Below are 12,582 nucleotides of genomic sequence, written 5' to 3'. Positions count from 1 at the left end.
TTTTGCATTGGCAACACTTGGCTTGATTTGTGGTCCTGCCCTTGGCCTACGTGCTGCGCTGGGATATGAGGTGGCGAACTGCAATGTGGGTATGAGTGGGTTTTGCAATGCTGCCGATGTGGAAAGTTAAACGTGAAGTTCTGCGTGCCAAAGACCATGTGCGATTTCCTTTTATCGCATTGTCTGGGCCGATGCGCCGTGATTGGCATGATCTGCACAAAAGTCAGACTTCGCGATACACAACTGGGCAGTTGGCGGTGGGGCCAAATGTAGTGCTTTACCTACTGTATCAACCCAAGGGGCTTTTAGCATCTTCGGTTGAGACCTGCCGTTATTTCGCAACAAAGGGTTTTTCGGTATTTATCGTCTCAAACGCGCCGCTTTCCGACGCTGATCGCAAGACGCTCTGCGGGCTTAGCTTTGGCGTGCTAGAGCGCGAGAATTTCGGCTATGATTTCGGTGGCTACAGGGACGGCATTTTGCATCTGCTCGATACAGGCTCGCAGATGAATAAGCTATTGATCATGAATGATTCGGTGTGGTTCCCGACCTTTGCGGGGGAGGACTTTCTTGATCATGTTCTGACGGCAAAGACCGATCTATATGGTGCGGTGCTGTCGCAACGAAAGCAGCATTTGGAGCAGCGTCATTTGCAATCCTATGCGGTGTCATTTGGAAAGAAGCTGTTGGCAAGCCCAGACTTTGCACAGTTTTGGCGCAAGTTACTGCTGAGCAGCAACCGTGAATGGACCATTCGCAACTGTGAAGTGCAACTGACCGTGCATTTCCGCAAACTGGGGTATTCGCTTGGCGCACGCTGGGGATTCGAGAGTTTGGGCGCGGTGCTCGATCAGCTTTCTGATGCGGAGTTGAAAGATTTGCTGCGGCTGGAGGCTGAGTTGGAACGCAAGCGCGCACCTACGATCAACGCGCTGATCGCAACTTATGGCAGTGAAACTTGGCGATCTAAAGTGACCGAGTTTGTCGACTCGCGCAAGTTTCGTAAGCAAATCATGCTGCTGCATCCAGCCGCTTTGTCTCAGATGAACTTCCCCTTCATGAAGAAATCGCGAGAGCCTTTTTACAGTGTACTCAGGCCACTTTATGCTAAGTGGCTGGCTGATAAATGCCAGCCGACGACTTTGAAAGAGTTGTCAGATTGGGATTGAGGGCATAGGGCGGCACCCGAGAGACGCCGCCGTACTGATCTTACTTCGGCTGCTTCGCGAACCGCAGATAGGGCAGTTTGATATCCAGCGCGCCGAACTTCTCGGTGGCCTGTTCGTTGTTCAGGCTCAGCGCGACAATCACGTCCTGACCGGGCTGCCAGTTAGCCGGGGTGGCAATCGGCACGCCATCGGTGGCCTGCACGGCATCCAAGGCGCGCAGGATTTCGGCGAAGTTGCGGCCCACCGACATCGGATAGGTCATCGACAAGCGGACCTTTTTATCCGGCCCGATGATATAAACCGTGCGCACGGTGGCGGTGTTGGCGGGAGTGCGGCCTTCGGTCGGCAGGTAGTAATCGGCGGGCAGCATGTCGAAAGCTTTGGCGACGGTCAGGCTGGTGTCGTCGATGATCGGGAAATCGGCGGGGGCACCCCCAAACGCCTCAATATCGCGTTTCCATTTGCCATGATCGGCCACCGAATCGACCGAAACGCCGATCACCTTGGTGTTGCGCTTTGCCCATTCGGGGGCAAGTTGCGCGACTGCGCCGAATTCGGTGGTGCAGACCGGGGTGAAATCGCGCGGATGGCTGAAGATGATTGCATAACCGCCCGCCAGCCAATCGTGGAAATGGATGGTGCCAGCGGTGGATTCGGCGGTAAAATCGGGGGCTACATCGTTGATGCGGATAGACATGAGTTCTCCTGCGGCTGTCTGATGCGGCTTATGTAAGCGATTTGGAACGGAATTTCACTATCCTGTGTGACTTTGCCGTCAGAAGGGAAGGAAATTCTGTCTAGGTCCGCAGGGAAGGAAAGCGGCCCTGCTTTGGGAGACAAGTTTCGCGACATTTCCTGTCGGGCTTATGGTTGTGCAGACGGGTTTCCGCTGCCATATTATGATCAAATTCAGGAGGCTGGCATGATCATCAAACGCGATTTCTATATCAACGGCACATGGGTCGCCCCCGTCACCCCACGCGATTGCGAGGTTATTGATCCTTCCACCGAAGAACCCTGTGCCGTGATTTCGCTGGGATCCGAGGCGGATACCAATGCAGCAGTGGCGGCGGCGAAGGCGGCGTTTCCGGCTTGGGCGGCGACCGATCCGGCGGTGCGGCGCGAGGTTGTGGTGAAGATTCTGCAGCAATATGAGCTGCGTCTGGAAGAGCTCGCCCATGCCATAGCGATTGAAATGGGCGCGCCGATTGACATGGCGCGCAGCAGCCAAGCGCCCTGCTTGCCGTGGCACGCGACCAACTTTTTGACGGCGTTTGACGCGCTGGAATGGGTGCGCCCGCTGGGGCCGCATGCACCGAACGACCGCATTGCGCTGGAGCCGATTGGCGTGGTGGGCCTGATCACGCCGTGGAACTGGCCGATGAACCAGATTGCTTTGAAAGTGATCCCGGCGATACTGGCGGGCTGCACCTGCGTGCTGAAACCGTCGGAGGAAAGCCCGCTGAACGCGCTGTTGTTCGCCGAGTTCTGCCATGATGCGGGCGTGCCTGCTGGCGTGTTCAACTTAGTGAATGGGGATGGTCCGGGGGTTGGGGCCGTTTTGTCGTCGCATCCAGATGTTGAAATGATTTCGTTCACCGGATCGACCCGTGCGGGGCGGGCGATTTCTGCCGCTGCGGCGCAAACCCTTAAACGGGTGACGCTGGAACTGGGCGGCAAAGGCGCCAACCTAATTTTCGCCGATGCCGATGACAAAGCGGTGGAGCGTGGCGTGCGGCATTTGATGAACAACTCGGGACAAAGCTGCAACGCACCGAGCCGGATGCTGGTGGAACGTCCCGCCTATGACCGCGCGGTGGAGATTGCGGCGCAGGTAGCGAATTCGATCAAGGTCGGCTCGGCGCATGACGCGGGAAAGCACATTGGCCCGGTGGTGAATAAGCGTCAATGGGATCAGATTCAGGGCTTTATCCAGAAGGGCATCGACGAGGGCGCGCGTCTGGTGGCGGGCGGTCCAGGTCTGCCCGAAGGCTTCAACCGTGGCTATTACGTCAAGCCGACGGTGTTCGCCGACGTGGTGCCGGGGATGACGATTGAGCGGGAGGAGATTTTTGGGCCTGTACTGTCAATCATTCCTTTCGATAGCGAAGAAGACGCGGTGCGCATCGCCAATGACACGCCCTATGGCCTCACCAATTATGTCCAATCCAGCGATGGCGCGCGGCGCAATCGGCTGTCGCGGTGGCTGCGGTCGGGGATGGTTGAGATGAATGGCAATTCGCGTGGCGCGGGATCGCCTTTTGGCGGGGTGAAAGCGTCGGGCCGGGCGCGTGAGGGCGGCCATTGGGGGCTGGAGGAATTCCTGGAGGTCAAGGCGATCTCGGGTTGGGATTCTGATCTGGGCTAAGTTTGGTTAAGCGCTGAAACGCCGCCGCTTGTTGGCGGTGTTTTGCGTTTCTGGGCTCGAAACGAAAACTTGACACATATGTCGATTCGAGTTTTGCTGCGGGCAGCCACTGCAGGAGCCAATATGACCTCGCATCTCCGCCTTCTTTCGCCGTTGCAGATGCGCGGCCAGACCCTGCGCAATCGCATCGTGTTCGGCGCGCATACCAACAATATGGCGGATCAGGGCCTGCCGGGCGCGCGGATGGAGGGCTATTTTCTGGAGCGCGCTTTAGGCGGCGCGGGCATGATCGTGACAGAGCCGGTGCCTGCACATCGCACCGGCGTGCTGACCCGGGGCAATATGCTGCATGAGTCAGACAAGGTTATTCCGCATTTTCAGCGGATTACTGAGAAGGTGAAAGACGCAGGCGCGGTGATCTGCCAGCAGATTTACCATGTCGGGGCGCATGGCGATTCGGACCTCAGCTTTGCACCGCATTGGTCGCCCTCGGGTGGGCCGTCGTATCACGACAGCGACGGTTCGCATAAAATGACCGAAGCTGAGATTGAGGAACTGCTGGCGGCGCATCTGGCGGCGGCGGTGCGGGCGCAGAAATCGGGCTTTCAAGGGGTCGAGGTTTGGGCGGCCTACCACTCGCTGCTGGATCAATTCTGGACGCCGTGGTCGAACCAGAGGGATGACAAATGGGGCGGCTCGCTGGAGAACCGCACGCGGTTTTCGCGAACGTTGGTCGAAAATATCCGTCGCGTCTGTGGGGAGGATTTTATCGTCGGGATGGCGGTTAGCTATTCCACCGCCTATTCCGCGACGCTCTCGGCTGAGAGTATGTGTGAAATCATCGCGTTACATGATGCGACCGGGCATCTGGATTATGTGACGGTCGGCGCGGGCAGCTATCTGGAATTTGACGCGATCATCCCCCCGTTCACCCATGGCGAAAAGCTGACAACGCCCCTGACAGCGCAGCTTAAAGCTTTGGCGAAGAACATTAAAATTACCTCCGAGGCCGGGGTACGGACGCCAGAGAATGGCGAGCAGATCATTGCCTCGGGTGAGGCTGATCTGGTGTCCATCGTGCGCGGGCAGATTGCCGACCCACACCTAGCGCGCAAAGCTACGGAAGGTCGGGCGGAAGATATTCGCGGCTGTATCTCGTGCAATCAAATGTGCTGGGGGCGGCGCAGCCGGGATTATTGGATTTCCTGCTTGGTGAACCCCTCGGTGGGGCGCGAGTTTGAATGGGGCGGTGATCGGTTTCAAGCCACGGCTGTGCCGAAATCGGTGCTGGTGGTGGGCGCTGGCCCGGCTGGTCTGGAGGCAGCGCGTGGGGCGGCAGAGCGCGGTTATCGCGTGGAGATCGTGGAGGCTTTGCCGGTGATTGGAGGGCAATTCCGCCTTGCGGGCATGCAGCCGCGGCGGGCGCAGATTTTGGAGTTGATGGATTGGTATGAGCGGCAGTTTGTAAAGCTGGGCGTGACGTTGCGGTTGAACACCTATCTCGACGCTGATGAGATCGCCGCGAATCCTGCGGATGTGGTGGTACTGGCGACGGGCTCTTTGCCAGATGAAAAAGCGTTTCAACGCTGGTTGCCGCATCTGGAAAGCCTGCCGGGGTTGGAGCTGGGCGGGGTTTGGTCGCCCGAAGACGTGATGCGGCGTGAGGCCCGGTTGGGCGATGCGGTGATCGTCTATGATGAGGGGTCAAACTGGCGCGGCGTTGGCACGGCTTGGGCTTTGGCCGAGGCGGGCAAGCAGGTGACGATTGTAACGCCCGAGGCTTTTGTCGGCAAAGAAATCGCGCGAACGGCGGCGGATGGTGCGGCGCGGCGCAGGATGGCGAAATTGGGGGTGGTGTTCAAAACTGAAGCTTGCATCGCGCACTGGCATGGCAATGGTGCTTCGGTGTTGAACCTGCTGACCGGCGAGGAAGAGGTTATCGCTGCCTCGGGCCTGGTGATGGCCACGACGAACCGGGCGTTTGATCCGTTCCCCGAAGATTTCGCGGGTAAAAAGGTGCTGCGGATCGGCGATTGTGTCGCACCCCGGCTTGCAGCCTATGCGTTTCACGAGGGCCGCAAGCTGGCGCTTGACCTCTAACCCACCCGCGCGAAACTGCTGGCAGAGGACAGCGCCCACGCGTCGCGGAAATGCGGTGAGGACGCGGGGTCGGCGAGCAGTTGACCGGGTTTAAGTTGCTCATATTGCTCGGCAAAGGAGATCACCTTATCGGACGAGGCTCGGCGCTGGAAATGATGCGGGCGCAGCTCTTGCGGATGCGACAGTCCTGCGGCGGCGACCAGTTCGGCCAGTGCATGCAGGGTGTTGTGATGGAAATTCGTCACCCTTTCGGCCTTGTCGGGCACCACGATGGCGCGCTGGCGAGCAGGGTCTTGCGAGGTGACGCCAGTGGGGCACAGCCCGGTGTGACAGGATTGCGCCTGAATACAGCCGACCGCGAACATGAAGCCGCGCGCGGCGTTGCACCAATCGGCCCCCAAAGCCATCACCTTGGCCATATCGAAGGCCGAGGTGATCTTGCCCGACGCGCCGATCTTGATTTTGTCGCGCAGGCCGACGCCGATCAACGCATTGTGCGCAAAGGACAATCCATCGCGCAGCGGCATCCCGACATGATCCATAAACTCCAGCGGAGCGGCCCCGGTGCCACCTTCTTTGCCGTCAATGACGATGAAATCCGGGGTGATGCCGGTTTCCAGCATCGCCTTGCAGATCGCCATAAACTCCCATGGATGGCCGATACAAAGCTTGAATCCTGCGGGCTTCCCACCCGACAATTCCCGCATCCGGGCGACAAATTCCAACAGGCCCGCGGGCGTTGAAAACTCGGAATGGCTGGCGGGCGAGACGCAATCCTGCCCCATCGGCACGCCCCTGATCTGCGAGATTTCCGCGCTGACTTTCGCCGCTGGCAACACGCCACCGTGGCCGGGTTTGGCCCCCTGCGACAGTTTCAACTCGACCATTTTGATCTGAGGATCGGCGGCAGCCTCGGCAAACAGCGTGGCATCAAATCCACCCGCCAGATTGCGCGCGCCGAAATAGCCCGAGCCCAATTCCCAAACCAGATCGCCGCCGAATTCGCGATGATAGGGCGAAACCCCGCCTTCGCCGGTATCATGAAAGAAGCCGCCAGATTGCGCGCCTTTGTTCAGCGAGCGGATCGCATTGGCGGAAAGCGCGCCATAACTCATCGCGGAAATGTTCAGAAGCGAGGCGGAATAGGCGCGCGGGCCAAGGCCGATGTCGACCCGCATCGCCTCAATCGCGGCGGCAGGCCGCGGCGCAATCGAGTGGTGCAACCATTCGTATTGTTCCTGATACACGTCATACATCGTGCCGAACGGGCGCTTATCCAACTCGCGCTTGGCGCGTTGATAGACGATGGCGCGCTTGTCGCGCGGGAAGGGCGCACCATCCTTCTCGCCTTCAAAGAAATACTGCCGCAGTTCGGGGCGAATATCTTCCAGAATGAAGCGCATATGCGCCACGATCGGGTAATTGCGCAGGATGGCGTGGCGGGTTTGCCGCAGATCATAGACCCCCAAAGCCACCAGCCCTAGCATCACCACGGTCAGCAGTTCCAGCACATCGGCATAGGCCAGCCAGCGTTGGCTGAGGGCGGCAAAAACTACGGCAAGCACGACACACAGCGTCATTGCAGAATAGCGAGGCTCGAACGGATAGCGCAGAAATTGCATTATGATCCCTTGGGCAGCACATTGACTGCCATCTAACGCCGCATAAATTTCTGTCAGGTTAACGCTGGAATGTCACAAAGTCTTGTCACATTAAAACGGGATCGGGGCGCTGAAGGTGATCCAGTCTTTCGTTTCGGGATGATGCAACGACAGGCTTTCGGCATGGAGCATCAGGCGCGGAAAATCGCGCGCCTTTCCCGTGGCATAGATCGGATCGCCGAGGATCGGGCAGCCCTGCGCCAGCATATGCACGCGCAACTGATGACTGCGCCCGGTCAAGGGGAACAGGCGGACGCGCGTGGACTCGGGGGTACGGCTGATCACTTGCCAATCGGTCTGCGCGGGGCGACCGTGGACGTAATCGACCATCTGGCGCGGACGGTTTGGCCAATCGGCGCAGAGGGGCAGGTCGATATGGCCGTGATCGGGCGTTAACGTGCCGTAAACTTCTGCGATGTAGGTTTTCTTGGCGCGCCGTTTTTCGAATTCCTGTCCCAGAAAGCCCTGTGCTTGTTTGGTGCGGGCAAAAATCATCACGCCAGAGGTGTCACAATCCAGACGATGCACCAGCAGAGTATCCCAATGCGCCGCTTGCAGGCGGCTGACGAGGCAATCCTCGCGCCCTTCCAGCTTGCCCGGTACTGACAGCAGGCCCGCAGGCTTGTTCACCACGATGATTTGCGCATCTTGGTGCAGGATATCCAGCGGCACATGTGGGGGAGTGTAGATAAAATCCGGGATCATACGATGCTGTGGCCTGCGGCTTTCAGACTGGCGGCAAGGTGGCGGATATGGGCGGGGCCAACCTCGCAGCAGCCGCCGACGATGGTGGCACCAAGGGCGATCCATTCCATCACGAAAGCGGTGTATTTCTCGGGCGAGAGATCATGGCGGTGGGTATAATCGGGGGCGGCGACGGTATCGGGCAGTGGCAGGCTCGAGATTTCGCTGAAACCGTTGGCATAGGCGCCGAAAGGCAGGCCCATGGTGGAAAGTTCGCGCAGCGCGGCCAGCATCGCCTCGGGCATCGAGCAATTTGCCAGCACGGCGGCAGTGGGGTGTTCGGCGATTAGATCGCGCAATCCGTCAATCGGTTCGCCCGAACGCAGGCGGCTGCCGTCGCGGTCATGCACCGAAACCGACAGCCACACGGGCAGACCCGCCGCCTGTGCGCCCTGCAAAGCACCCCGTGCAAGGTCCAGAGAGGACATGGTTTCCAGCAGGATCACATCGACATGCGGGGCCAGAATGCGAGCTTTTTCGGCGTAAAGCGGTGCTGAGACCTCAACAGGAGGGGTTAGGTCGGGGCGATAAGATTCGCCCAAGGGCCCCATCGAACCAGCGATCATCCCACGGCCAGCTTGGGCTTTCGCCTCATGCGCTTCCATCAACGCGCGTAGGTGCAAAGCGTGATAGAGCGAATCCAGACCCACACCCTGAAGCCGATCATGCAGGATGTTATAGGTGTTGGTGGTGGCCACCGAAGCGCCCGCCGCAAAGTAGTCGTCGTGGATGGCCTTCACCAAACCGGGATGGTCGATCATCACGCGGGTCGCCCACAGCGGGGTGGGTTCGTCGCCCGAGCGCGCGACCAATTCCTGGCCCATGCCACCGTCGAGAAGGGTAATTTGCATCATTCACTCCGTGATCAACCGGGCCGCCAGACCCGCGAAAAGTACCGCTGCGAGCTTGTTCAACAGGCCCATGCGTGCGCCAATAGCACGACCCGCGCGCCCTGCCAAATAGCCATAGCCGACGGTGATAATCGTGCCGGTGATGCCAAAGATCGCGCCGAGCAGCAGAATCTGCAACCAGACCGGGCCGAGGCCGGGGTTCACGAATTGCGGCAGGAAGGCCAGCATGAACAGGATCGGCTTAGGGTTCAGAATGTTGGTTAAGGCACCTTTGCGGAAGGCGGCCCAGCCCGTGCGTTGGCCCTTGCCGGGGGCAATTTCGCCGCTGTCACGCCAAGATTTCCAAGCGATATAAAGCAGATAGGCGGCGCCGGTGTATTTGATGGCGCTTAATGCCGCGGGGTTGGCGGCGATCAGGGCCGAGAGGCCAAGCGCGGATAGCGCCACATGCCACAAAGCCCCAAGGCCGACGCCAAGCCCCGCCATAACCCCTGCACGCGGGCCACCTTGAATGCCCGAAGCGGTGGCAAAGAAAACATCCTGCCCCGGTGTCAGATTCACCACCAAGCCTCCACCGATAAAGGCGAGCAGATTATGCAGGCCGATGCCATTGATGATATCCCACATGGTGTCTCCGGGTTAAGGCGTTGGAATGTCGTAATAATCGCCCTTGTCTTCGACGCACCAATGCTGGGTGATTTGCAGCCCCGTCGCCCCCTCCAGCGCGCCTGCGGCGATGCTGATGCGGGCCTCCCCCACCGGCTCCCAAAATAGGCTGGAGCCACAAGTTCCGCAAAACCCGCGCCGCGCTTGGGGCGAGGATTGGAACCAGCGCAGGCCAGTGGTTTCGGTCAGGCGGAAACGGTCCAGTGGCACGGAAGTGGCCGCCCAGAAATGCCCCGAGGTTTTGCGGCATTGTGAACAGTGGCAGGCAAATACGTCGCGCAACGGCGCGTCGGCCTCAACCCGGACTTGGCCGCAGAGACAACCACCTTTCATTGCGCGCTCCTGAACACTTCGGCCAAGAGCGGTACCAGCCAATCCTCATCGGCCTTCGTGAAGGCGGCGGGGGTGTTGCTGTCGATGTCCAAGACGCCGAGCAGCTTGCCCGCGCCGTTCCAGACCGGAAGCACCAGTTCGGATTTGGTCGAGTTGGCGCAGGCGATATGGCCGGGGAAGGCATCGACATCCGGCACGTTCTGCACTTGGCCGGTGCGGGCGCAAGCACCACAGACGCCACGCGAAAACGGGATCACAAGGCAACCGTGACCACCCTGATAGGGGCCTATTTTCAAAAGGTTAGGTTCAGTCACGCGGTAGAATCCCGTCCAATCGGCGAAGGGGTGGGCATGGTGCAACTCGCACGCCACGGTGGCCATCAGCGCCACGGTGTCGGTTTCGCCATGGGTTAGCGCGCGGATGGATTCGGTGATGTGCTGCATATCAATATCCCAAAGCGCAGCCGTCTTTGCGCGGGTCAGACGCGCCAATCAGAATGCCAGAATCATCAATCAGGATGCTTTGCGCGCCGCCAATCGGCTCGGGCGACAGCGACACCTGATGCCCCATCTGCGCCAGTTCGGCGCGCACTTGCGGCGCGTAGCCGCTTTCCGCCAACATACCCTCTGCCCCCGAGAAACAGCGCGGCGCGTCGATGGCGGCTTGGGCCTGCAAACCGTAATCAACCATGTTGGTGACAAAGCGGGCATGGCCGCAGGGCTGATAGGCGCCGCCCATCACGCCGAAGGGCATGATAACCTTGCTATTTTTGCGCAACATGCCGGGAATGATCGTGTGCATCGGGCGCTTGCCGCCGCCAGCCTCGTTCGGATGGCCGGGCTGCAGGCTGAAACCCGCGCCGCGATTCTGGAAGTTGATACCGAATTTCTGCGAGGCGATGCCCGCGCCAAAGCCCCAGAAAATCGAGTAAATCAGCGACACCGCCATGCGGTCGCGATCGACAACCGTGATGTAGATGGTGTCTTTGTGGACGGCCTCGGTCAGGGGGGCCGCCGCTGCCATTGCGCGCTTAGGGTCGATCAGGGCGGCAAGTTTCGCTGCGGTTTCCAATGAGAGCATGTGATCAAGGCGCGGCGTGGCTTCGGCAATAAAGCGGTTGCGGGCGTCATAGGCGAGTTTGGCGGCCTCGGCCTCGATATGCGCGCGCTGGGTGCCGAACGGGTCCATCGCGGCAAGGTCGAAGTGTTTGAGGATGTTCAGCATCAGGATTGCCGTGGCCCCTTGGCCGTTTGGCGGATGCTCAACCAGTTCGACGCCCTTATAATCGCCCGCGATAGGGTCGGTGTAAGTGCAAGCGGTGGCTGCGAAATCTTCCAGCGTGTGCAGACCACCCATGGCTTGCAGTGAGGTGACCATGTCTTCGGCCACCTCGCCCTCATAAAATCCGGCGCGGCCTTCGCGGGCAACGCGGCGCAGCACTTCGGCTTGGCCGGGGGCGCGGAAAACTTGGCCGATTTTTGGAGCCTGACCATCCAGCAGGTAAAATTTGCGGGCATCGCCGCTGAGTTCCGGGCCGTCCACTGCCCAGTCGAGGGCGACACGCGGCGCAACCGGGACGCCCTCATCCGCATAGCGGATCGCGGGGGCCAATACGCGGTCTAGACCCAACTTGCCCCAATCGGTGGACAGGCGGCAGAAGGCATCCATCGCGCCGGGCACTGTCACCGGATCAACGCCACGGAGGGGGACGGCATCCAACCCACGATCCCGCATCGCCTGCGCCGCATAGGCTTTCGGCGCGCGGCCCGAGCCGTTCAGCGCGACAATGCGCTCTTCGCCAGCGGGCTTGATCAGCGTAAAACAGTCGCCGCCGATTCCGGTCATCTGCGGCTCGCAAATCCCGAGCAACACCGCACCTGCGATGGCGGCATCCACCGCATTGCCGCCCGCCTCCAGCACCTCAACCGCGACTTTGGCGGCCAAGGGGTGCGAGGTGGCGCAGATGCCATTGCTGGCATAGATCGCCGAGCGGCCTGGAGCCTGAAAATCGCGCATGAAAAACCCTCCTGTTGGCGGCAAGCCTAGGGAGTTGTTGCAGGACTTCCAAGAGAGAGATGAACCTCGACGTCACGAACTGGGTGGGGGCAATATCCGCAGCGCCGAGGGAAGCTTTATGCAGCTACAGATTCAATATCTGCATTATCGGCGGCTGTATTAGGGGGGAATTTCGGCAAATAGGTGGCGGTTCTCACGAAGTTAGAACAATCGCAGATCAAGCGGGCGATTGTTGCGTGTCTAACCGGAAGCTGAGCAGGTTGCGCCCGCATTCCCGACGATAGGCGAGGTCTTTCGACAGGCTTCGAATCAAATGCCAGCCGAATCCACCTTCGGGCAGATCGGCAAAATCCGCCAGCGGGGCGAGTACGCCTGCGGGCAACTGACCGCCGGGCATCGGCTCGCCGGTGTCCGAGATCATGCACAGCAATCCGTTCCGCCGCAGTTGCAGCGAGATTTCGATCTCGCCATCATGATGGGCATAAGCATGTTCGACGATGTTGTTCAACGCCTCTGCAAGCACAATTTCGGCGGTGCCACGACCGTCTTCAGGTAGGCTGCGCAGTAAAAGCGTGTCCAGCAGCGCGCGCAGGCCATCGCGCACGGCAGTCTGTCGCCCCGGAATTGTCAGCCGCGTGCTGGAGGAGAAGTCGACAGCTTCGGCATTCATCGGC

General features: G+C 59.9%; 12 protein-coding genes. 3 read left to right on the top strand and 9 right to left on the bottom strand.

The window, feature by feature from the left end; translation table 11 throughout:
• Positions 1 to 107: 107 nt before the first annotated feature.
• Positions 108 to 1,169 carry a rhamnan synthesis F family protein gene (locus ACS5RD_RS00410; protein WP_489929512.1) on the top strand — a complete coding sequence of 354 codons (1,062 nt, stop codon included), beginning with the start codon at positions 108 to 110 and terminating at the stop codon, positions 1,167 to 1,169.
• Between the two features lie 40 nt (positions 1,170 to 1,209).
• Here ACS5RD_RS00410 and ACS5RD_RS00405 read toward each other — a convergent pair whose 3' ends face one another.
• A complete protein-coding gene (locus ACS5RD_RS00405; protein WP_489929511.1) occupies positions 1,210 to 1,866 on the bottom strand; it encodes a peroxiredoxin in 657 nt (218 codons plus the stop codon).
• Between the two features lie 225 nt (positions 1,867 to 2,091).
• On the opposite strand from ACS5RD_RS00405, the gene ACS5RD_RS00400 reads away from it, so the two are divergent.
• Positions 2,092 to 3,537, top strand: a complete 1,446-nt coding sequence (locus ACS5RD_RS00400) for an aldehyde dehydrogenase family protein (RefSeq protein WP_489929510.1) — start codon at positions 2,092 to 2,094, stop codon at positions 3,535 to 3,537.
• Positions 3,538 to 3,660: 123 nt separating this feature from the next.
• Positions 3,661 to 5,637, top strand: a complete 1,977-nt coding sequence (locus ACS5RD_RS00395) for an oxidoreductase (protein WP_489929509.1) — start codon at positions 3,661 to 3,663, stop codon at positions 5,635 to 5,637.
• Here ACS5RD_RS00395 and ACS5RD_RS00390 read toward each other — a convergent pair.
• The 8 genes from ACS5RD_RS00390 to ACS5RD_RS00355 form a co-directional block, all read right to left on the bottom strand.
• The gene (locus tag ACS5RD_RS00390; RefSeq protein ID WP_489929508.1) at positions 5,634 to 7,259 is read right to left on the bottom strand and encodes an FMN-binding glutamate synthase family protein; all 1,626 of its coding nucleotides are present in this window, start codon (positions 7,257 to 7,259) and stop codon (positions 5,634 to 5,636) included. The genes ACS5RD_RS00395 and ACS5RD_RS00390 overlap by 4 nt on opposite strands.
• A gap of 90 nt (positions 7,260 to 7,349) precedes the next feature.
• Positions 7,350 to 8,003, bottom strand: a complete 654-nt coding sequence (locus tag ACS5RD_RS00385) for an RluA family pseudouridine synthase (protein ID WP_489929507.1) — start codon at positions 8,001 to 8,003, stop codon at positions 7,350 to 7,352.
• Positions 8,000 to 8,893, bottom strand: coding sequence for a homocysteine S-methyltransferase family protein (locus ACS5RD_RS00380; protein ID WP_489929506.1), 894 nt, complete (start codon positions 8,891 to 8,893; stop codon positions 8,000 to 8,002). The genes ACS5RD_RS00385 and ACS5RD_RS00380 overlap by 4 nt, the downstream gene beginning before the upstream one ends.
• 3 nt (positions 8,894 to 8,896) lie before the next feature.
• Positions 8,897 to 9,520 (bottom strand): LysE family translocator, encoded by a 624-nt coding sequence (locus ACS5RD_RS00375; RefSeq protein ID WP_489929505.1) that lies wholly within the window; start codon positions 9,518 to 9,520, stop codon positions 8,897 to 8,899.
• A gap of 12 nt (positions 9,521 to 9,532) precedes the next feature.
• The gene (locus ACS5RD_RS00370; RefSeq protein WP_489929504.1) at positions 9,533 to 9,892 is read right to left on the bottom strand and encodes a GFA family protein; all 360 of its coding nucleotides are present in this window, start codon (positions 9,890 to 9,892) and stop codon (positions 9,533 to 9,535) included.
• Complete coding sequence (locus ACS5RD_RS00365) at positions 9,889 to 10,335, bottom strand: GAF domain-containing protein (protein WP_489929503.1); 447 nt, start codon at positions 10,333 to 10,335, stop codon at positions 9,889 to 9,891. The genes ACS5RD_RS00370 and ACS5RD_RS00365 overlap by 4 nt, the downstream gene beginning before the upstream one ends.
• Position 10,336: 1 nt before the next feature.
• Complete coding sequence (locus ACS5RD_RS00360) at positions 10,337 to 11,908, bottom strand: gamma-glutamyltransferase family protein (RefSeq protein WP_489929502.1); 1,572 nt, start codon at positions 11,906 to 11,908, stop codon at positions 10,337 to 10,339.
• A gap of 217 nt (positions 11,909 to 12,125) precedes the next feature.
• On the bottom strand, positions 12,126 to 12,578 hold the full coding sequence (locus tag ACS5RD_RS00355) for an ATP-binding protein (RefSeq protein WP_054008295.1): 453 nt from the start codon (positions 12,576 to 12,578) through the stop codon (positions 12,126 to 12,128).
• Positions 12,579 to 12,582 lie beyond the last annotated feature (4 nt).

Source organism: Cypionkella sp. PAMC25878 (assembly GCF_058135695.1).
Note: the sequence above shows the minus strand (reverse complement) of the source record. Positions and strands in the feature narration are given on the sequence as shown.